Raw genomic sequence first — 19,513 nt, forward strand, 5'->3', positions numbered from 1 at the left:
ATAATGAATAAAACAGCAATTGATTATAAAAATATTTATTATCCTCCTGGTGGAATTTTAATGTGGATAATCATCTTTTTAGAACTGATTACTTTTGGAATGGCTTTAGTGGCTTTTGTTTATTATGGAGCAGAAGAACCTGAAGTTTTTCATCAATCAAAATTACAACTTAACTCAACTATTGGAGCAATTAACACCTTATTTTTACTTACTAGCGGTCTGTTTATTGCAAATGCTGTAAGTTTTTATAAAGATGGGAATACTAAGAAAACGAATTTGTTTTTTAAACTTGCTATGTTAGGAGGCGTATTGTTTTTATTACTTAAAAGCTTTGAATACTATACAAAAATTGAAAACGGAATTACTTTAGAAACAAATACTTTTTTCTTTTTTTATTGGTTGCTAACAGGTTTTCATATTATTCATGTTTTAATAGGACTTATAATTCTTTTTATAACAGGGAAAAGTATTCGTAAAAACAATGCAAAACTTGAAGATGTGGAAGCTTCAGCTACATTTTGGCATATGTGCGATATCATTTGGTTATTGCTTTTTCCTATCCTTTATTTAATCTTTTAGTAATGAAATAAGCATGTACGTTTTTGGTCATAAACACAAAAGAAGACTTGTAAATTGCATATGACCAATAAAAAACAATAAATATCTACATATGAAAAAACAATTAACAAAAGTATATATAGTACTTATCATTCTTACAGTACTTACTGCTTTTTTATCCAATAATAATACCTCTAAAATTATAACAATTGCAATTTTACTAATTTCAAGTATCAAGTTTTTAGTTGTAACTTTTCAGTTTATGGAATTAAAAAAGGCAAACTCAGCTTGGAAAGTAAGTTTAAGTCTGTTTTTATTCGTTTTGATTGGAATTATAACATTAATAATTTAATATTTTGTGATTTAAATCATAATCAAAAAAAATACTAATTCGTTCATTTGTGTTATTCAAAAATTAACACATATAAAATGGAAAAGCATAGCTATAATGTAAATTTAAAATGGAATTCAGATAGAAAAGGAACTTTATCATCAAACGAATTACCAACTATAATAGAAGTCGCAACTCCACCAGAATTTGACAAAGGAATTCCAAATATTTGGTCACCAGAGCATTTATACACAGCGTCCATTTTAAGTTGTTTTATGACTACTTTTTTGGCTATTGCCGAATTTTCAAAATTTGACTTTATAGATTTTGAATGTAGTTCAGATGGTATTTTAGAAAAAGTAGAAGGCAAATATTTAATGACACAAGTTATTATTAAACCAGTACTTACAATTAGCGATCCAAACGATACTGAAAAAGCAGAACGCATATTGCAAAAATCTGAAAAAGCTTGTTTGATTTCAAACTCTATTAAAACAGAAGTTTTAGTACATCCTACCTTTAAATTTGAATAGAAATCTAGAAAATAATATAAGTTATTCTCTTTTGCGCAGTAAGTATGATAATTATCATTCTTTACTCCAATGATTTTTACAACTTTCGTAGCTTCAAAATTGAACAATTATATGAAAATACAAAACAATCATACTTTCCATATTCCAGTAATGGGCTTGGCGTATACAATAGACAGTCCAATTAGAATTGCACATTTCGGTATCTCTTCTGTTGTCTCTATAACTGACGATGATTTAATAGAAAAAATGCGTGCCTTTTATAGCAAAAAATTCAGCCTTCCTTATCAAGAAATTACGCAAAAATTTCATGATTATCGTGCTGAAAGAATTACCCATTATCTAAATTTAATGGATACTATTGTAAATGATAAATTTGAAAAATTTAAAACCGAATTAACAGAAAGTAAATCAGCTTTAGAAAACTACATTGCTTTGCTTCCTAATAAATCAGACGTAAAAAGAACGTTGCAAAAATTTATAGATGAAGGCATCTGTTTTAAAGATGCCTTAAGGAAGTTTTTAGAAAAAAATAGTTCATTAGGTGAAATAGATGTCAATATCATGACAAAAGTAGATAAGGAAAATTATAATGGAAAGGAAAAATTATCTACAGAATTTAATGATGCACATGCTGCTCTACGTGGTTTTGCTAACAGTAATTTAAGATCTTCAGTTGTACTTTCAGCTGGAATGAATCCTAGATTATATAGTTATTTTGAAAACTTCCCAGATTTCTTTCCAAATGAAAATGCATTTCTTAAAAAGAAAATAATTTTAAAAGTAAGTGATTATCGTTCGGCATTAATTCAAGGAAGTTTTTTAGCTAAAAAAGGACTTTGGGTTTCTGAATATCGAATTGAATCTGGTTTAAATTGTGGTGGACATGCATTTGCTACGGATGGCTTATTATTAGGACCAATTTTAGAAGAGTTTAAAACAAAAATAACCGAATTAATTAATGCTACTTACGATTTATTTGTAAAAGCATTAGAAATAAAACAAATGCCAATTCCAAAAGAACCTTTGCCTTTAAAAATTACTGCTCAAGGCGGAGTTGGAACGGCTGAAGAACACGAGTTTTTATTAGAAAATTACAATTTAGAATCGGTGGGTTGGGGTTCTCCTTTTCTTTTAGTTCCTGAAGCTACTTCAGTAGACACAGAAACTCGAAAATTGTTAGCAAATGCAAAAGTAGATGATTTTTATTTGAGTAATATTTCTCCGCTTGGTGTTCCATTTAATTCTATTAAAGGCGTTTCTAATGATTTTTGGAAAGAAAAAAGAATTAGCGATAATAAAGCAGGAAGCTCTTGTCCGAAGAAGTTCTTAGCCCTAAACAAACAATATGATGACGTTGGACTTTGTACTGCTTCCAAAAAATACCAAGACATTAAGTTAAAAGAACTAGAAGAAAACAAAAAGAAATTATCATTGAATGAGTTTATAAATCAAAAATCGTTGATTACTGATAAAGCTTGTCTTTGTGTTGGCTTAGCCAATGCTTCCTATTTGGAAAATGGTATGGATATAAAAGGGCAACAACAAGGAGTAGTTATCTGTCCAGGACCAAATTTGGCCTATTTTAACAAAGAAGTTTCACTAAAAGAGATGGTGCAACATATTTATGGTAATACAAATATTTTGAAAGATGCAAATCGTCCAAATATATTTATAAATGAACTTAAAATGTATGTAGATTACTTTATAAAAGAGGTAAATATCTATACTACTGAAATTACAAATGCTCAACTAAAAAAAGTAAATAGTTTTAAAAATAATATACTAGAAGGAATAGAATATTATAAAAATATATTTTCTAAAACAGATTTTTTTAAAATGGAAAATGAAACCGTTTTAAATGAACTTGAAAATTATAAAGAGCAACTATTAAAAAATATAATTGCAACTGATAAATGTCATCAAATAGTATAATTCTTAGCTTTAATTTTGTCTTAGAAATTAAAATAATAAATAATAACATATGAAAACAAGTTATATAAAAAAGGTTTCATTATCGATATTTGCCTTAATGGGTATAACATCATTTGCGCAAGAAATTGATGCAAATTTACAAATTAGACCACGTTACGAATATAGAAATGGTTTTAAAGGATTAATGTTAGATAGCGAATTGCCAACTTCATTTATTTCACAAAGAACAAGATTAAACTTTAATTTTAAAGAAGAAAAAATAACTGCAAAACTTACATTACAAAACGTTAGAACTTGGGGAGATGTTAAAACAACGGCAACTAATGACAAAAATGGTGTAATGCTATTTGAAGCTTGGGGACAATATAGCTTCAATGATTCTTGGAATGCTCGTTTAGGTAGACAAGTTATATCCTACGATAATCAAAGAATTTTCGGAGAAATTGATTGGATTCAGCAAGGACAAAGTCATGATGCGTTAGTTGTGTCTTATAAAAAAGATAAAAATCAATTAGACTTAGGAGCTGCTTTAAATGCAGATACAGAAGGTTTGTACCGCGATTTATATGTTACCAATTATAAAAACATGCAATATGCTTGGTACCATACAAATTTTAATGAATTGCAAATGAGTTTATTGGCTTTAAATACTGGTTTTCAATATGAAGAGCCTATCACTACTGATTTGAAAGTAGATTATATGCAAACTTTTGGAACGTTTTTAAAATACAAAAAAAATAAATTAGATGCCGATTTAGGTATTTATGCACAAACAGGTAAAAGCAGATTAGCTACAAATAATACTTCTGTAAGTGCTTATAATATTGGGTTAAACGTAAATTATGCCTTCACAGAAAAGGTAAAAGCAGGTCTTGGTTACGAATTATTATCGGGTAAAGATCAAACGGATACTGATAATAAAATTAAATCATTCAATCCTATTTTTGGAACAAACCACGCTTTCAATGGTTTAATGGATTACTTCTATGTTGGAAATCATAAAAATACGGTTGGTTTACAAGATTTTTTCTTAAAATTTAATTATGCTTCAGATAAATGGAAATTTAGTGTAACACCTCATATGTTTATGACCGCTGCAGATGTTATTGATCCAACAGATGTTACAAAAACAATGGATAGTTATTTAGGTACTGAAATTGATTTACTTGCTTCTTATGAATTACATAAAAACATTGGGATTTCAGCTGGATATTCACAAATGTTTGGTTCGGATACATTAGAAGTTTTAAAAGCTGGAAATAAAGGATTAGATAATAATTGGGCTTTTGTTATGATTAATATCAACCCAAGAATATTTACATCGTCAAAATAGTTAATTGGTTGTTAGAGTTAAAAGACTATGTCATTCATTAGGCATAGTCTTTTTTCGATTTATAACTTTTTAAATTTTGTCCTAATTTTATCTTAAATTTGAAATTCAAAACCACTATTATGATTTCCGTACAACAAGCTAAGACTATACTAAATAATACTATTCCGAATTCTAAAGAAGTGGAACTTCCTTTGCTAAAAGCTTTGAATTATTGTTTGGCAAACGATGTTTATTCGTCTATAAATATGCCGCCATTCAGACAATCTGCAATGGATGGATATGCTTTAAATATACAGGATTCGTTATCGTATAGTTTAATTGGCGAAATTAAAGCTGGTGATGCGCATAAAATGGTTTTAAAACCAGGTGAAGCTATTAAGATATTTACCGGTGCTGCAGTTCCAGATTCTGCAAATGCAGTGATCCAAATTGAAAAAACTACTTGTAAAAATAATGTTCTACTTTTAAAGGAAAGTGTTGGTGTAAATACGAATATTCGACCAATTGGAGAACAGATAAAAGAAAACGAAATTGCACTTAGAAAAGGCACTCTTTTAAATCCTGCAGCAATTGGCTTTTTAGCAGGATTAGGGATTACAACAGTTACGGTATTTAAAAAGCCAAACATTGGAATTCTTGTAACAGGAAATGAATTAATTAAACCAGGGAATGCCTTAGAACATGGTAAAGTTTTTGAAAGTAATTCTATAATGTTACAAGCTGCTTTATTGAATGCTAATTTTGATGTAATTACAACTTACGAAGTAAATGATGATTTTTCGAATACCAAAAACAGTATTGAAAAAGCACTTCAAGAAAATGACATTTTATTAATTTCTGGCGGAATTTCTGTTGGAGATTATGATTTTGTTAAAAGTGCTTTGGAAGAATTAAAAGTAGAAACGTTATTTTATAAAGTTAATCAAAAGCCAGGAAAACCTCTATTAGCTGGTAGAGTAGAGGATAAGTTGGTTTTTGCTTTACCAGGAAATCCGGCTGCAAGTTTAACGTGTTATTATATATATGTCGAACCCATTTTACATAGCATCACTGGAAAGTCAAATCCTAAAAACAATCTTGTTCAAAAAGAAATGACGCATGATTTAGCGGTGAATAATACGCGAAGTCAATTTTTAAAAGCTACTTTTTCAGACAATAATGTTTCGGTTTTATCGCACCAACAATCCTCTATGCTAAACACTTTCGCGCTTTCCAATTGTCTAATTCATCTTCCAGAAGGAAACTACGAATTAAAAAAAGCTTCAAAAGTTGACATTTATCATATTTAATAACATTCTCATTTCGTTATCTTTGTAAAAGTATAACGAAAGAAATTTATTTTGAAAATCAAAAGTAAAATTTGGATAGAATCTAATAACGGAATTCTTTTAAGTGAAGGCCGCGTGCAATTACTTAAAATGATTGACGAAACAGGTTCGCTTAATAAAGCGTCTAAAGCGTTAAAAATTTCATACCAAAAAGCTTGGCGTTTAATTGATGAAGTAAGTAAAACTACAAAGCAACCTATTATCGAAACCAAAATTGGCGGTGCAAAAGGTGGCGGAACTTCATTGACTCCTTATGGAAAATCGTTAGTACTTATTTTCGAAACGATAAATAAAGATTGTTGGAACTTTTTAGATGAACAATTAAAAAAGCATTCTTTATGTTAGTAAATGAAGTTTTAAGTTCACCTTTATTACTTTTACTATTACCTATAGTTGCCTTTCTATATGCAAGTGTTGGACACGGTGGTGCAAGTGGTTATTTGGCTTTAATGAGCTTGTTTGCATTGCCAATAACATTCATGAAACCAACGGCTTTAATTTTGAATATTTTAGTTTCGGGAATTTCATTTTACTTTTATTATAGAGAGAAAAACTTTAAATGGAACTTATTTTATCCGTTTGCAGTTACCTCTATTCCTTTCTCATTTTTAGGTGGATTTCTAACTGTAGATTCTAAAATTTATAAAATCATATTAGGAACATTATTATTATTTGCTGTATTTCGATTATTAGGTTTCTTCGGGAAAGAAAAGGCTGAATTAAAAGAAATAAACATAAAATACGCATTATTAATTGGAGCAATAATCGGATTCTTATCTGGTTTAATAGGAATTGGTGGCGGAATAGTTTTAAGTCCAGTTTTACTATTATTAGGTTGGGCTAACATGAAACAAACTGCTGCAGTTTCAGCTTTATTTATATTTGTAAATTCAATTTCAGGTATTTTCGGATTTCTTTCAAAAGGAGGCGAAATACCAACTTCCTCTACTCTACTTATCGGAATAGTTTTTATTGGTGGATTATTTGGAGCGTATTATGGAAGTAAAAAATTCAACAATATTGTATTACGAAATGTCTTGGCTTTTGTTTTAGGAATAGCAATTATTAAACTTTACACTATTTAATGAAAAACATTTCAGCATACATAATAGCAGGTGGAAAAAGTTCCAGAATGGGTTCTGATAAAGGGATGTTGCTTTTAAACGAAACGGTTTTTATTGCACATATTGTAAAAGCTTTACAAGAAGCTGCTATTCAAAATATAACGATTGTTTCAGCCAATTCAGATTATGATTTTTTGAACTGTAATCGAATTGAAGATATATATCCAGATAAAGGTCCTGTTGGTGGAGTTTTTACAGCTTTGTCACATTCTAAAACAGAACAAAACATTGTATTAAGTGTGGATGTTCCTTTAATTTCATCTGAAATAATTACTTGGTTGATTGCTAATATTGATGATGAAAAACTAATTACACAAGTTAAAGTTGCAGATAAAACAAGTCCGCTAATTGCGGTTTATAATAGAAAAGCAGTACATGTTTTTGATGAACATTTAAAAAAAGAGCAACTAAGATTAAAAATGGTTGTTGAAGCAATTCCACATCAAACAATTAAAGTTCCTGAAAAATGGCATTCTTTATTGCAAAACATCAACACAAAAGAAGACTATCAAAATTTAATAAAATGACGATAACAATAAAATATTTTGGCTTAATAGCCGATATTACTAATGCAAGTGAAGAATTGTTTAATCTTGAAAAATCAGATTTTACAACAACCGATTTGATGCAACAATTACATGAAAAATATACAGGTTTACAAAATGTTTCTTTTGCAATTGCTGTGAATAAATCTATTACAGCATCAGAAATGAATTTAAAAAATAACGATACAATAGCATTATTACCTCCTTTTGCAGGCGGATAAAAAACAAAAATGGAACATTCAAAACAATATGCACGACAAATGGCACTTCCAGAAATTGGAAGTCTTGGTCAGCAAAAATTACAAAACGCAAAAGTGTTGGTAATTGGTGCTGGTGGCTTGGGTTGTCCTGTTTTACAAATATTGGCAGCTTCAGGTGTTGGTACACTTGGAATTGTGGATGGTGATGTTGTAGATATAACAAATTTACACCGTCAATTACTTTATACGACTGATGATTGCGGTACTAAAAAAGTGGATGCTGCAGCCAATGCAATTCATAAAATCAATTCAGATATTAATGTAAATGTGTATTCTGAATTTATTTCGGAAAGTAACATTGCAAATATTGTTAAAGACTATGATATATTGGTAGATTGCACGGATACTATTGCAACGCGATACCTTATTAACGACATAAGTGTTCATTTGGATAAACCAATGATTTACGCTTCTATCCATAAATTTGAAGGGCAAATTAGTGTTTTTAATTACCAAAATGGACCAACATATCGTTGTTTATTTCCTGAGAAAAATGCAAAAGAAGCTCCAAATTGTGTAACAACAGGTGTTTTAGGTGTTTTGCCTAATACTTTAGGAATGTTACAAGCAACTGAAGTCTTGAAAATGATTTTAGGCATTGGTTCAACCTTATCTGGAAGATTACTAATTTACAATGCCTTAGAATTTTCGTTTAACGAATTAGAATTTGTTAGAAATGAAGAGCAAATTAGTATTGGAACTAAAAACGGAAAGCAATTAGAAAGTTCAAAAATGCAAAATCATGAAGTCAATAAAGAGGCTTTTTTAGATTTTTGTTCGAATGAAAACTATACCATTATCGATTTACGCGAAGTACATGAAATACCAAAATTAAAGTCTAAAAACATCATCAATATTTCGTTTTTAGAAATAGAAAATCATCTTTGTAATTTTAATAAAGACCAACCTATAGTTCTTTTTTGCCAAAGTGGAATTCGTAGTAAAAAAGCAGTAGATATTTTTTTAGAGAACGGATTTACAAACATAGTACATTTACAAAAAGGTATTCAAAACATACAATTAGAAGTTATTTAAAATATTAGAAAAATGGAAACATCAAAACCTATAAAAAAATCATTTGTTCAAGGGCCAATTTCAGCAGAATTTATTGGAAACTCCATTGCCAAACACCAAACTAAAACTTCTATTGGCGCACATAATATCTTTTTAGGTCAAGTTCGTGCCGATGAAATTGATGGAAAAACAGTTGCAGCAATCGACTATTCAGCTTATGAAGAAATGGCGGAACAAAGTTTTCATGAAATTAGAGAAGCTGCTTTTGAAAAGTATGATTTAACGTGTTTGCACATTTACCATAGTTTAGGAAATGTAAAAGCAGGTGAAATTTGTCTGTTTGTATTTGTTTCAGCTCCAAGAAGAAAAGTAGTATATGAAGCATTGAACTATTTGGTAGAAGAAATTAAAGAGAAAGTTGCCATTTTTGGTAAAGAAATATTGGAAGACGAAACCTATACTTGGAAAAAAAATAACTAATCATGGTCAATATTACGCATAAAATCATCACGCAAAGAACAGCAACTGCTCAAGCAATTGTAAAAGTTGGAAGTGCTGAAACTATAGAAGCAATCAAAAATAAAACTGTTCCAAAAGGAGATGTTTTAGAAGTGGCAAGAACTGCTGGATTATTTGCTGTGAAAAATACTTCAAACGCTATTCCAGATTGTCATCCTTTGCCTATTGAATACACAGCAATTGCTTATGATATTCAAGAAATGGAAATTCATATTGAAATTACAGTCAAAACTATTTATAAAACAGGAGTTGAAGTGGAAGCAATGCATGGAGCAAGCATTGTTGCTTTAACAATGTACGACATGTTGAAACCTATTGATAAAAATGTTGAAATTTCAACGGTTAAATTATTACATAAAAAAGGTGGAAAATCTGATTTTAATGATGCTAAAAGTTTAAATCTAGATGTAGCAGTAATAGTCTGTTCGGATAGTGTTTCAAAAGGAACTAAACAAGATAGTGCAGGGAAAGCAATTACAACTAAATTGAATACATTAGGTTTAGATGTTTCCAATTATAGTATCATTCCTGATGAAATTACAGATATTCAAAAAACAGTTAATACATTAAAAGAAGGTAAAACTGACTTAGTTATTTTAACTGGTGGAACAGGTTTGTCAAATAGAGATGTTACTCCTGAAGCAATAATTCCGTTGTTAGACAGAAGAATTCCGGGTATTGAAGAAGCCATTCGTTCGTACGGACAAGATAGAACTCCTTATGCCATGTTATCTCGGAGTGTAGTTGGTTTTATTGGATCTACTTTAGTAATTGCTTTACCAGGTTCTACAAATGGAGCAAGCGAATCGATGGACGCTATTTTCCCATCTGTTTTACATTTATTTAAAATAATTAATGGTTTTAACCACGGAAAGTAAGATGTTGAAAATAGAAGATTTATATGGTCGTGTGCACGATTATTTACGAATTTCAATTACTGAAAATTGTAATCTTCGCTGTACTTATTGTATGCCTGCCGAAGGAATAAATTTGACTCCAAAAGCGCATATAATGACGGCTGATGAAATTGAAACTATTGCCAAAACTTTTGTATCACTTGGCGTAAATAAAATCCGTTTAACAGGAGGAGAACCATTAGTTAGAAAAGATGCTCGCGACATTATTGAGCGTCTAGGAAAATTAAACATTGATTTAAATATTACCACAAACGGACTTTTAGTTCATGAATATATTGATACTTTTAAGGCAGCAGGGATTTCGTCGTTAAACATAAGTTTGGATACTTTACAAAAAGACAAATACAAACAAATTACCAGACGTGATTATTATGATGCACTTTGGGAAAACATCAAATTACTTTTAGAAAATAACTTTATTGTAAAACTAAATGTTGTTTTAATAAAAGGCTTTAATGATTCCGAAATTATTGATTTTATTAATCTTACCAAAACCTTAAACATTCAAATTCGATTTATAGAATTTATGCCTTTTAACGGAAATCAATGGGATAAATCAAAATTAGTAACTTATGCAGAAATTCTAGAAAAAGTAAATACTAATTTTGTAGATAATACTATTCTTCGAATGGAAGATAAATTAAACGATACTGCTCGTAATCATAAAATAAAATCTTTTAAAGGGAGTTTTTCGGTAATTAGCTCAGTTACCAATCCATTTTGTGGTACTTGTAATAGAATTCGTTTAACTGCCGATGGAAAATTAAAAAACTGTCTATTTTCTAATACAGAGAATTCATTATTAGAAACTTTGCGAAATGGAGAAAGCATACTTCCTATAATTGAAGAAAATATTAAATCTAAATTTCCTGTAAGAGGCGGAATGGAAAATGATGCTGAATTCCAAAACCCTAAACTATTTTCTAAAAATAGAAGCATGATAAAAATAGGAGGATAAAACATTCCTCTTATATTATCTTTATAAACACGCTATTCTACTCGTTTTGATAAGTATTTTTTTGATAGCATGATTTTTATCATATTTTTTATTTAAACATCTTAATACTTTTGGGGTATTATAAATTAAACAATATGAGTAAGCCAGAACTTTTAGATTTTTCACAAGGAAGAATAAAACTATTGCATTATACATGGATAGCATTCTTTATTACATTTTATATTTGGTTTAACATGGCACCTATTGCGAGTACAATGTTAGACAAATTAGATTGGTTAACAGCCGATCATATGAAAGCTTTAGCAATTGCCAATGTAGCATTAACAATTCCAGCTCGTATAATTATTGGGTCGCTTATTGATAGATTTGGACCAAGAAAAGTATTTAGTAGTTTGTTAATTGTTATGGCGTTTCCTGTTTTCTTTTTTGCATTTGGAAATTCTTTTACTCAATTATTAGTAGCTCGTTTATTATTAAGTTCAATTGGAGCAGGATTTGTAATTGGAATTAGACTTGTTGCCGACTGGTTTCCGCCAAGTATGGTTGGACGTGCAGAAGGGTTTTATGCAGGTTGGGGAAATTTTGGTTCGGCTGCTGCTGCAATGACACTGCCTTGGTTTGCCTTAAAATTATTTGGTAGTTATGAAGATGGTTGGCGTTATGCATTAGCATTAAATGGTGTCGTTTCGCTTGTATATGGATTCATTTTTTACTTTGTTGTTCGTGATGCTCCTGAAGGAAAAACATTTAAAGGAGTTAAAAAAACACAACCTTTAACAGCTACTTCTTGGGGTGATTTAGTGCAATTAGTTCTTTGGTCTTTTCCTCTTGTTGGAGCACTAGGATTACTAGCTTGGCGTTTAAGCAATGTATCTATTGGAGGTGAAAATTCTGAAAAATTTATCTCTCATGATATGCTATACATCATTTGGGGTGTTTTATTGATTATCTTTATAGTGCACGTTGTAAAAACATTAAAGATTAATATACCAATGTTAAAAAAAGGAGTTGATAAAAAAGATAGATATTCATTTAGCAGTGTTGCGGCATTAAACACAACATATTTTGCAAATTTTGGAGCTGAGTTAGCAGTTGTTTCTATGTTACCTTTGTTTTTTGAAAATACTTTTAAAATTTCACCAACATTAGCTGGTATGGTTGCAGCTTCATTTGCATTTGTAAATTTATTTGCAAGACCATTAGGAGGTTTATTATCTGATAAACTTGGAAACAGAAAACTAACGATGCTAATTTATATGGTTGGAATTACTTCTGGTTTTTTTGCAATGTCTTTCATTAATGCATCGTGGCCTTTATGGGTTGCTGTATTGGTTACTATTATTTGTTCTCTTTTTGTTCAAGGAGCAGAAGGTGCAACTTTTGCAGTAATTCCATTTATCAAAAAGAATATGACTGGGCAAATTTCTGGAATGGCAGGAGCTTACGGAAATGTAGGAGCTGTTGTATATTTAGTAATATATTCTTTAGTAGATTCACAAACATTCTTTTATATAATAGCTTCGGGTGCTGCTTTTAGTTTTTTATACTGCCTTGTCTTTCTAAAAGAACCTAAAAACTCATTTCACGACGAAATCGAATAAACAAAAACAATAAATTAAACTTAATTAGTTATAAATTTAATAATAATTTTATGTCAGTAAATATTAAAGATTGGAACGTAGACGACGAAGGCTTTTGGAAGTCTTCAGGGAAAAAGATAGCAGATAAGAATTTATGGACTTCTATTCCTGCATTATTATTAGCATTTTCAGTATGGATAATGTGGGGAGTACTTATAAAGTACATGAAAGAATTTGGTTTTAATTTCGGAATGACCGAAGGTTTAGTTGCTGGATCGGTTGAATATATTGCAGCTTTAAAAGAAGTAAACAACCTATATTATACGCTACCGGCAATTGCGGGTTTAGCAGGTGCAACTTTACGTTTGCCTAACTCTTTTTTAATATCCTTAGGTGGAGGAAGAAATGTAATTTTTATAACTACAGCATTATTACTTATTCCTGCAATTGGAACAGGAATAGCCTTGTCTAATGCAAATTCGCCATATTTATTTTTTGCAGCAATGGCTTTATTGTCTGGACTTGGTGGAGGTAATTTCTCTTCTTCAATGAGTAATATTTCGTTCTTCTTTCCTAAAAAAGCACAAGGTTATGCTTTAGGAATGAATGCAGGGCTCGGTAATTTAGGTGTTGCAATTATGCAAAAAACAATTCCATTTGTAGTTACATTCTCTTTATTTGGAGGTACTGCAGGTGCGATTGCTACGGCTAAAGGTGCTCCTTTTGAAGGAATGCAAAATGCAGCATGGGTTTGGGTTCCACTTATAGTGTTAACTTCTTTAGCTGCATTTTTCGGAATGAATAATGTATCTACAGGTACTCCAAGTATGCCAGATACTGCAAAAGGAATTTCAAAAACACTATTTATGATAGTGTTAGGTTTGATATCTGCTGGAATTGGTGCTTTTTTATTGGTTGGTATTCCTTGGGAATCTTTTGGAATGAAAGATTCGGCTATGTGGATTGTACTTCCTACAGTAATTGTTCTTACCGTTTTATTAATGAAATATGGAACACCTGCTGATATAAAAGAGAATCTTAATAAACAATTTTCTATACTTGGAGATAAGCATAATTGGATTATGACAATTATCTATACCATGACTTTTGGTTCATTCATTGGTTTTTCAATGGTGTTCCCAAAATTAGCGCAAGATATATTTGTATACACTAACCCGTTAGATCCAGAATGGGTAAATCCTAATGCTCCAAACATCATGCTTTGGGCTTTCTTAGGGCCAATGTTTGGTGCTTTAGTTAGACCAATTGGAGGAATTCTTTCTGATAAAGTGAATAGTGGTGCAAAAGTTACAATGTGGAGTACTATTTTTCAAATTATAGCAGCATTAACTGTTGCATATTATGTAGTACAAGCAAGAGGTACAGAAACTCCAGAAGCTTATTGGTGGCCATTTTTCGGTGCATTTATGGTTTTATTTTTAACAACTGGTATTGGAAACGGATCTACTTTTAGAAGTATTCCTTATATTTTTAGTAAAGAAAAAGCTGGTCCTGTATTAGGTTGGACTGCTGCAATTGCTGCTTATGGAGCGTTTATTATACCTAATGTATTTGGACAACAAGTTACAGCTGGAACACCTGAGTATGCTTTATATGGTTTTGCAGTTTACTATTTAATTTGCTTAATTCTTAACTGGTGGTATTACCAAGGCCCTAAAAGAGAAGTAGACAACCCATAAATAACTTACAGAAAGTTATGTTAAAATAATTTTTATTATATTTAAGTGATGATAAAATTTGTCTTTGGACAAGACAAATTTTATCTCGTTACAACTAATTACAGTTAACAGATGAAAAACAAAACATTTAATACAAAAGCATTACTCATAGCTACAGTTTTATCTGTTGCTATGATTTCTTTGGTGTTTTTCGGATCTAGAAATCTGCAAAATTTCGATGCCGCATTAATTACCTATTTATTTGGGACAATTTTTGCTTTTTTTGGTATTGTATATCGCTATTCTGTTTGGTTACAAAGACCGCCAACATGGATTTATTTTAAAAGAGGTATTAGTTACCTAGTAACAGGAAAGGTGTTTTCTCATCTTTGGTTTGTTTCAAAAGAATCAATTGAAAATATTGCTTTTCAAAAATTTATTTATCCAAGAGGAAAATACCGTTGGGTTGCGCATTTTATGATTGCAATTGGTTGTACTTCTGCATTTTTGATAACAATTCCTTTAACTTTTGGATGGATTCATTTTACGTTGGCTCCAGGTGGAATTGATGTTTATGAAGCACATTTTTTTGGTTTCCACATGATGTCATTCAAATTAGGCTCTGTTATTGCATTTTTAACTTTCCATGCATTAAACTGGTCTTCTTGGTTGGTAATTTTAGGGTCTCTTTATTATTTAAGAAGACGTCTTACAAATCCAGGTTTAATTGCAACACAAACTTTTGAAGGCGATTTATTACCATTAATTTTATTAATTGCAATTTCTGTAACCGGTTTAGGATTAACATATTCCTATCAGTTCATGAAAGGTTTCGCTTTCGATTTTCTTGCGGTTACGCATGCAGTTACCGTAATTATGTTTTTAATTTGGATTCCATTTGGGAAATTTTTTCATATTATTCAAAGACCAGCTCAAATTGGTGCTCACATTTATAAAAAAGAAGGAATGAAGCAAGGAATGGCAATTTGTGAACATACAGGTAAAGAATATACAACCAATCTTCATGTTAACGACTTAAAGATTGTTACAAAAGAATTAGGTTTTAATTTCGATAGAGAAGATGGAAGTTCTCATTTAGATTTAAGTCCGGAAGGAAAGAGATCGCGAATTGCTCAAGCGCATTTGAAAGCTAGACAAGAAGGTGGAAAATTATTTGGATAGTTTATAAGTAATCAGTGTTCAGTTTTTAATGTTCAGACACAGTTTGTGAATATAGTTTACAGTTGAGATTTAATCAGAACACTTAAAAAAACAAGAACAGAAAATATAAAGACATGGCAAAATTACCTGTTTCAGCAGAAAAAATTATAGAAGAATTTGGACCTCATTTAAATTATTCACCAAAAGATGGATATGAAGGAAGGGACGAACCAGATAAAGTGGTTGAAACGCATTGTTGCTTTTGTGGTATGCAATGCGGAATAAAATTATTAGTAAAAACTAATAAAGTAGTAGGTTTTGAACCATGGATGGAATTTCCTTTTAACGAAGGAAGATTGTGTCCAAAAGGTGTGCAACGCTACTTACAAAATAATCATCCAGACAGACTTTTAAGTCCTATAAAACGAGTAGAAGGTAAAGGTTTTGAACCAATTTCTTGGAATGAAGCTATGGATAAAACGGTTTCAGAAATTAAACGTATTCAAGAAAAATACGGAAATGATGCTTTTTCTATGTTATCTGGAGTTTCTTTAACTAATGAAAAAAGTTATTTGGTTGGTAAATTTGCTCGTATAGCACTTAAAACAAAAAATCTAGATTATAACGGTCGTTTGTGTATGGTAAGTGCTGGTGCTGGAAACAAAAAAGCTTTTGGTTTAGACCGAGCTTCTAATACGTATGCAGATTTAGAATATGCTGAAGTTATTATTGTAGCTGGAGCGAATATTAGTGAAACTTTCCCAACATTAACACATTGGATATGGAAAGCACGTGATAGAGGTGCAAAACTTATTGTTGTTGATCCTCGTGTTATTCCGTTAGCAAGAACTGCTGATGTGCATTTAAATGTAAAACCTGGAACAGATTCTGCATTATATGGGGCAATGTTAAAATATTTGGTTGATAACGATATGTTAGACCATGATTTTATAGATAATTACACTTCAGGATTTGATATGACTATCGATGCTGTAAAAGATTATACATTAGAATGGGCAGAAGAAGTTACAGGAATTAAAAAAGAAAAAATTAAAGAAGCAGCTGAACTTTGGGGCAAAGCCAAAACGAGTTTCTTACTTCACGCTAGAGGAATTGAACACCATTCTAAAGGTGTTGATAACGTTTTAGGTTGCATCAATTTAGTACTAGCAACAGGTAGAATTGGAAAACCATATTGTGGTTACGGAACTATTACAGGACAAGGAAATGGACAAGGTGGTAGAGAACACGGACATAAATGTGACCAATTACCTGGAAATAGAGATATTGAAAATCCAGAACATAGAAAATATATTTCGGAAGTTTGGGGTATAGATGAAAAAGATTTACCAGGAAAAGGTTTATCTGCTTATGAGATTATTGAAGCCATTCATAGAGGAGAAATAAAAGGTTTAATTTCTTTATGTTTTAATCCTTTGGTTTCTTTACCAAATAGTAATTATGTTCGTGAAGCTTTAGAAAAACTAGAATATTATGTGTGTATTGACTTTTTCTTAAATGAAACTGCACGTCATGCAGATATTGTTTTAGCTGGCTCTTTACAGGAAGAAGAAGAAGGAACAACAACTTCTGCTGAAGGTAGAGTAATAAGAATTCGTCAAGCAGTTACTCCACCAGGAGATGCTAGAACAGATACTTCGATTCTATTAGAATTAGCAGAAAGATTAGGTGTAAAAGATAAATTCACCTATGAAAATAGTGAGGCAGTTTTTAATGAATTAAGAGTTGCTTCTAAAGGTGGTACTGCCGATTATAACGGAATTACCTATAAAAGAATAGAAGATAATATGGGAATGTTTTGGCCATGTCCTACGGAAGATCATCCAGGAACACCAAGACTTTGGGAAGATAAAAAGTTCAAAACTCCAGACGGAAAAGCACACTTTAACCCTGCTCCATATAAATTACCAGGTGAAGTTACCGATGAAAATTATCCAATAACGTTAACAACAGGTCGTGTTGTTTCACAATATTTAAGTGGAACACAAACACGTAGAATTGGAAAATTAGTAGATCAATTTCCAGAACCATTATTGGAAATTCACCCTGAAATGGCAGCAAAATACGGTATTCAACAAAATGAATTAATAAAAGTTAGTACCCGTAGAGGAGAAGGAATATTTCCAGCGAATATTGTTGAAACAATCCGTAAAGACACTGTTTTTATTCCATACCATTGGCCTGGGCTAAAATCTGCTAATTTATTAACACCTGGAACTTTAGATCCTATTTCAAAAATTCCAGAATTTAAAGTGTCTGCTTGTAAGTTAGAACCTTTAAAAGAGCAAGCAAAACCATCAAGTGAAACTAAAGCATACGCAAGTAAATAATCTATAAAAAAATTAAAATATGAATTATACCAATTTTAATAAAAATGAAGAGTTTTTTGTAGATATGCAACGTTGCATTGGTTGTAAAGCCTGCGAAATGGCTTGTGCAGAATGTGAAACAAATGGACAAGATTCTATGATTCATGTTAATTATGTAGAGCGTTCTGAAACAATTCAAACAACAGTACAAGTTTGTATGCATTGTGACGATCCTGTTTGTGCAAGTGTGTGTCCTGCAGATGCTATTTCTAAAGACGAATTTGGAATTGTACATACAGCAAATACGGAAAGATGTATTGGTTGTTCCAATTGTGTAATTGCATGTCCTTTTGGAGTGCCAAAAAAAGTAGAAGAATACGATTTAATGATGAAGTGTACTATGTGTTACGACCGTACAAGTGTTGGTAAAAAACCAATGTGTGCAACCGTTTGTCCAAGTGGCGCTTTATTTTATGGTACTAAAGAAGAAATTCAAGAAATGCGACCAAATAGTTCACCAGTAAACACATTTGTTTTTGGAAAAGAAGTTGTAAATACAAAAGTAAATATCATGATGCCGAAAGGTAGTAATGAATTAATAATATATTAAACCGAAGTTATGCCTGATAAAAATAATAATGAAAATTGGAAAAAAGATTTTCCTATTCATAAACAAGATGCAACACAAGTTAGCCGTCGTGATTTTGCTAAATTTTTAACATTAGTATCTGGTGGTTTAATGGTTGGGAGTGGTTTAGTAGCTGCTAAAGCATATTTATCTCCAAAAGAAAAAGTAGAAGGAGAACATTTTATTTGTAACAAAGATGAAGTTCCTGTTGGAGGAACTAGAGGTTTTGTTTTAGAAGGAAGTACCATTCCTTATATTCTTATTCATTTAGAAAATGGCGAATTTAGAGCTTACGAACAAAAATGTACACATTTATCTTGTTCCGTGTTTTATGCTCCAGGTTCAGGAAAAATTGAATGTCCGTGTCATAAAGGTTTTTTTGATGCTATGACAGGTGAAGTTTTAGAAGGACCTCCACCAAGAGCTTTACCAAAATTAGAAGTATTCTTTAAAGATTCTGGTGTATTTGTAAAATCATTCCAAGAAGCAGTAAGCTAATTTAAAAAGCAAAACTATGAGTAATTTTAGAACAAGTCAGAACAAAGCAAATCCAAATAAGTTAAATAACATTTTATCTACATTAATTTTTATATTAATACTAAATGTTACTTTACAAATTTGGCTGCTTTATACAGCGTTAAACAATGCTTTAGATGATAATAGAGAAATATTAATTCCTGCTTTTATAGCTTCTGTTGTATTGTTTTTAATAGGGTTTAGTTGGTTGTATTATTTACCAAAAGGGAATAGAAGTGCATAAAAAAAGACCGAAACAGGAGTTTC

At 30.9% G+C, this 19,513-nt stretch carries 21 protein-coding genes; all 21 read left to right on the forward strand.

The genetic code is table 11. The features are described 5' to 3' along the window. Positions 1-3: 3 nt before the first annotated feature. The 21 genes from ACZ49Z_RS15150 to ACZ49Z_RS15250 all read left to right on the forward strand — a co-directional run bounded on the left by ACZ49Z_RS15150 (position 4) and on the right by ACZ49Z_RS15250 (position 19,490). The gene (locus tag ACZ49Z_RS15150; protein WP_464305141.1) at positions 4-579 is read left to right on the forward strand and encodes a cytochrome c oxidase subunit 3; all 576 of its coding nucleotides are present in this window, start codon (positions 4-6) and stop codon (positions 577-579) included. Positions 580-670: 91 nt separating this feature from the next. After that, positions 671-910 (forward strand): cytochrome C oxidase subunit IV family protein, encoded by a 240-nt coding sequence (locus ACZ49Z_RS15155; protein WP_045971631.1) that lies wholly within the window; start codon positions 671-673, stop codon positions 908-910. 77 nt (positions 911-987) lie between these two features. Continuing rightward, positions 988-1,422 carry an OsmC family protein gene (locus ACZ49Z_RS15160; RefSeq protein WP_045971630.1) on the forward strand — a complete coding sequence of 145 codons (435 nt, stop codon included), beginning with the start codon at positions 988-990 and terminating at the stop codon, positions 1,420-1,422. A 111-nt stretch (positions 1,423-1,533) separates the two neighbouring features. Then, positions 1,534-3,354 carry a hypothetical protein gene (locus tag ACZ49Z_RS15165; RefSeq protein WP_464305142.1) on the forward strand — a complete coding sequence of 607 codons (1,821 nt, stop codon included), beginning with the start codon at positions 1,534-1,536 and terminating at the stop codon, positions 3,352-3,354. A 49-nt stretch (positions 3,355-3,403) separates the two neighbouring features. Beyond that, positions 3,404-4,687, forward strand: coding sequence for an alginate export family protein (locus ACZ49Z_RS15170; protein WP_464305143.1), 1,284 nt, complete (start codon positions 3,404-3,406; stop codon positions 4,685-4,687). A gap of 119 nt (positions 4,688-4,806) precedes the next feature. Next, the gene (locus ACZ49Z_RS15175; protein ID WP_464305144.1) at positions 4,807-5,976 is read left to right on the forward strand and encodes a molybdopterin molybdotransferase MoeA; all 1,170 of its coding nucleotides are present in this window, start codon (positions 4,807-4,809) and stop codon (positions 5,974-5,976) included. A 51-nt stretch (positions 5,977-6,027) separates the two neighbouring features. Then, the gene (locus tag ACZ49Z_RS15180) at positions 6,028-6,360 is read left to right on the forward strand and encodes a winged helix-turn-helix domain-containing protein (protein ID WP_464305145.1); all 333 of its coding nucleotides are present in this window, start codon (positions 6,028-6,030) and stop codon (positions 6,358-6,360) included. Next, entirely contained in the window at positions 6,354-7,100 is a 747-nt protein-coding gene (locus ACZ49Z_RS15185) for a sulfite exporter TauE/SafE family protein (RefSeq protein ID WP_464305146.1), read from the forward strand. Before ACZ49Z_RS15180 ends, ACZ49Z_RS15185 begins: the two co-directional genes overlap by 7 nt. Further along, positions 7,100-7,666, forward strand: coding sequence for a molybdenum cofactor guanylyltransferase (locus ACZ49Z_RS15190; RefSeq protein WP_464305147.1), 567 nt, complete (start codon positions 7,100-7,102; stop codon positions 7,664-7,666). The genes ACZ49Z_RS15185 and ACZ49Z_RS15190 overlap by 1 nt, the downstream gene beginning before the upstream one ends. Continuing rightward, positions 7,663-7,905 carry a MoaD/ThiS family protein gene (locus ACZ49Z_RS15195; RefSeq protein ID WP_464305148.1) on the forward strand — a complete coding sequence of 81 codons (243 nt, stop codon included), beginning with the start codon at positions 7,663-7,665 and terminating at the stop codon, positions 7,903-7,905. Before ACZ49Z_RS15190 ends, ACZ49Z_RS15195 begins: the two co-directional genes overlap by 4 nt. Before the next feature lie 9 nt (positions 7,906-7,914). After that, positions 7,915-8,979, forward strand: a complete 1,065-nt coding sequence (locus ACZ49Z_RS15200) for a ThiF family adenylyltransferase (RefSeq protein WP_464305149.1) — start codon at positions 7,915-7,917, stop codon at positions 8,977-8,979. A gap of 12 nt (positions 8,980-8,991) precedes the next feature. Then, a complete protein-coding gene (locus tag ACZ49Z_RS15205; protein ID WP_464305150.1) occupies positions 8,992-9,438 on the forward strand; it encodes a molybdenum cofactor biosynthesis protein MoaE in 447 nt (148 codons plus the stop codon). Positions 9,439-9,440: 2 nt separating this feature from the next. Further along, the gene (moaCB, locus tag ACZ49Z_RS15210) at positions 9,441-10,355 is read left to right on the forward strand and encodes a bifunctional molybdenum cofactor biosynthesis protein MoaC/MoaB (protein WP_464305151.1); all 915 of its coding nucleotides are present in this window, start codon (positions 9,441-9,443) and stop codon (positions 10,353-10,355) included. Continuing rightward, positions 10,333-11,352 carry a GTP 3',8-cyclase MoaA gene (gene moaA, locus ACZ49Z_RS15215; RefSeq protein WP_464305152.1) on the forward strand — a complete coding sequence of 340 codons (1,020 nt, stop codon included), beginning with the start codon at positions 10,333-10,335 and terminating at the stop codon, positions 11,350-11,352. Before moaCB ends, moaA begins: the two co-directional genes overlap by 23 nt. Positions 11,353-11,486: 134 nt before the next feature. Next, positions 11,487-12,953 (forward strand): MFS transporter, encoded by a 1,467-nt coding sequence (locus ACZ49Z_RS15220; protein WP_464305153.1) that lies wholly within the window; start codon positions 11,487-11,489, stop codon positions 12,951-12,953. A gap of 50 nt (positions 12,954-13,003) precedes the next feature. Then, positions 13,004-14,632, forward strand: a complete 1,629-nt coding sequence (locus ACZ49Z_RS15225) for an MFS transporter (RefSeq protein WP_464305154.1) — start codon at positions 13,004-13,006, stop codon at positions 14,630-14,632. 111 nt (positions 14,633-14,743) lie between these two features. Then, on the forward strand, positions 14,744-15,793 hold the full coding sequence (locus ACZ49Z_RS15230; RefSeq protein WP_464305155.1) for an MFS transporter: 1,050 nt from the start codon (positions 14,744-14,746) through the stop codon (positions 15,791-15,793). A gap of 113 nt (positions 15,794-15,906) precedes the next feature. After that, positions 15,907-18,123 (forward strand): molybdopterin oxidoreductase family protein, encoded by a 2,217-nt coding sequence (locus tag ACZ49Z_RS15235; RefSeq protein ID WP_464305156.1) that lies wholly within the window; start codon positions 15,907-15,909, stop codon positions 18,121-18,123. 19 nt (positions 18,124-18,142) lie between these two features. After that, positions 18,143-18,712: a 4Fe-4S dicluster domain-containing protein gene (locus tag ACZ49Z_RS15240; protein ID WP_464305157.1), complete on the forward strand. Its 570-nt coding sequence runs from the start codon at positions 18,143-18,145 to the stop codon at positions 18,710-18,712. 9 nt (positions 18,713-18,721) lie between these two features. Beyond that, a complete protein-coding gene (locus tag ACZ49Z_RS15245) occupies positions 18,722-19,228 on the forward strand; it encodes a Rieske (2Fe-2S) protein (protein ID WP_464305158.1) in 507 nt (168 codons plus the stop codon). A 16-nt stretch (positions 19,229-19,244) separates the two neighbouring features. Further along, positions 19,245-19,490 (forward strand): DUF6755 family protein, encoded by a 246-nt coding sequence (locus tag ACZ49Z_RS15250; protein ID WP_464305159.1) that lies wholly within the window; start codon positions 19,245-19,247, stop codon positions 19,488-19,490. Positions 19,491-19,513: the final 23 nt, after the last annotated feature.

This window comes from Flavobacterium sp. KY-23415 (assembly GCF_055384985.1).

Coding starts and splice junctions, on each gene's coding strand:
- ACZ49Z_RS15250 (WP_464305159.1), top strand. CDS start 19,245: ATGAGTAATTTTAGAACAAGTCAGAACAAAGCAAATCCAAATAAGTTA.
- ACZ49Z_RS15195 (WP_464305148.1), top strand. CDS start 7,663: ATGACGATAACAATAAAATATTTTGGCTTAATAGCCGATATTACTAAT.
- ACZ49Z_RS15155 (WP_045971631.1), top strand. CDS start 671: ATGAAAAAACAATTAACAAAAGTATATATAGTACTTATCATTCTTACA.
- ACZ49Z_RS15175 (WP_464305144.1), top strand. CDS start 4,807: ATGATTTCCGTACAACAAGCTAAGACTATACTAAATAATACTATTCCG.
- ACZ49Z_RS15230 (WP_464305155.1), top strand. CDS start 14,744: ATGAAAAACAAAACATTTAATACAAAAGCATTACTCATAGCTACAGTT.
- moaCB (WP_464305151.1), top strand. CDS start 9,441: ATGGTCAATATTACGCATAAAATCATCACGCAAAGAACAGCAACTGCT.
- moaA (WP_464305152.1), top strand. CDS start 10,333: ATGGTTTTAACCACGGAAAGTAAGATGTTGAAAATAGAAGATTTATAT.
- ACZ49Z_RS15160 (WP_045971630.1), top strand. CDS start 988: ATGGAAAAGCATAGCTATAATGTAAATTTAAAATGGAATTCAGATAGA.
- ACZ49Z_RS15220 (WP_464305153.1), top strand. CDS start 11,487: ATGAGTAAGCCAGAACTTTTAGATTTTTCACAAGGAAGAATAAAACTA.
- ACZ49Z_RS15150 (WP_464305141.1), top strand. CDS start 4: ATGAATAAAACAGCAATTGATTATAAAAATATTTATTATCCTCCTGGT.
- ACZ49Z_RS15225 (WP_464305154.1), top strand. CDS start 13,004: ATGTCAGTAAATATTAAAGATTGGAACGTAGACGACGAAGGCTTTTGG.
- ACZ49Z_RS15185 (WP_464305146.1), top strand. CDS start 6,354: ATGTTAGTAAATGAAGTTTTAAGTTCACCTTTATTACTTTTACTATTA.
- ACZ49Z_RS15240 (WP_464305157.1), top strand. CDS start 18,143: ATGAATTATACCAATTTTAATAAAAATGAAGAGTTTTTTGTAGATATG.
- ACZ49Z_RS15235 (WP_464305156.1), top strand. CDS start 15,907: ATGGCAAAATTACCTGTTTCAGCAGAAAAAATTATAGAAGAATTTGGA.
- ACZ49Z_RS15200 (WP_464305149.1), top strand. CDS start 7,915: ATGGAACATTCAAAACAATATGCACGACAAATGGCACTTCCAGAAATT.
- ACZ49Z_RS15165 (WP_464305142.1), top strand. CDS start 1,534: ATGAAAATACAAAACAATCATACTTTCCATATTCCAGTAATGGGCTTG.
- ACZ49Z_RS15205 (WP_464305150.1), top strand. CDS start 8,992: ATGGAAACATCAAAACCTATAAAAAAATCATTTGTTCAAGGGCCAATT.
- ACZ49Z_RS15170 (WP_464305143.1), top strand. CDS start 3,404: ATGAAAACAAGTTATATAAAAAAGGTTTCATTATCGATATTTGCCTTA.
- ACZ49Z_RS15190 (WP_464305147.1), top strand. CDS start 7,100: ATGAAAAACATTTCAGCATACATAATAGCAGGTGGAAAAAGTTCCAGA.
- ACZ49Z_RS15245 (WP_464305158.1), top strand. CDS start 18,722: ATGCCTGATAAAAATAATAATGAAAATTGGAAAAAAGATTTTCCTATT.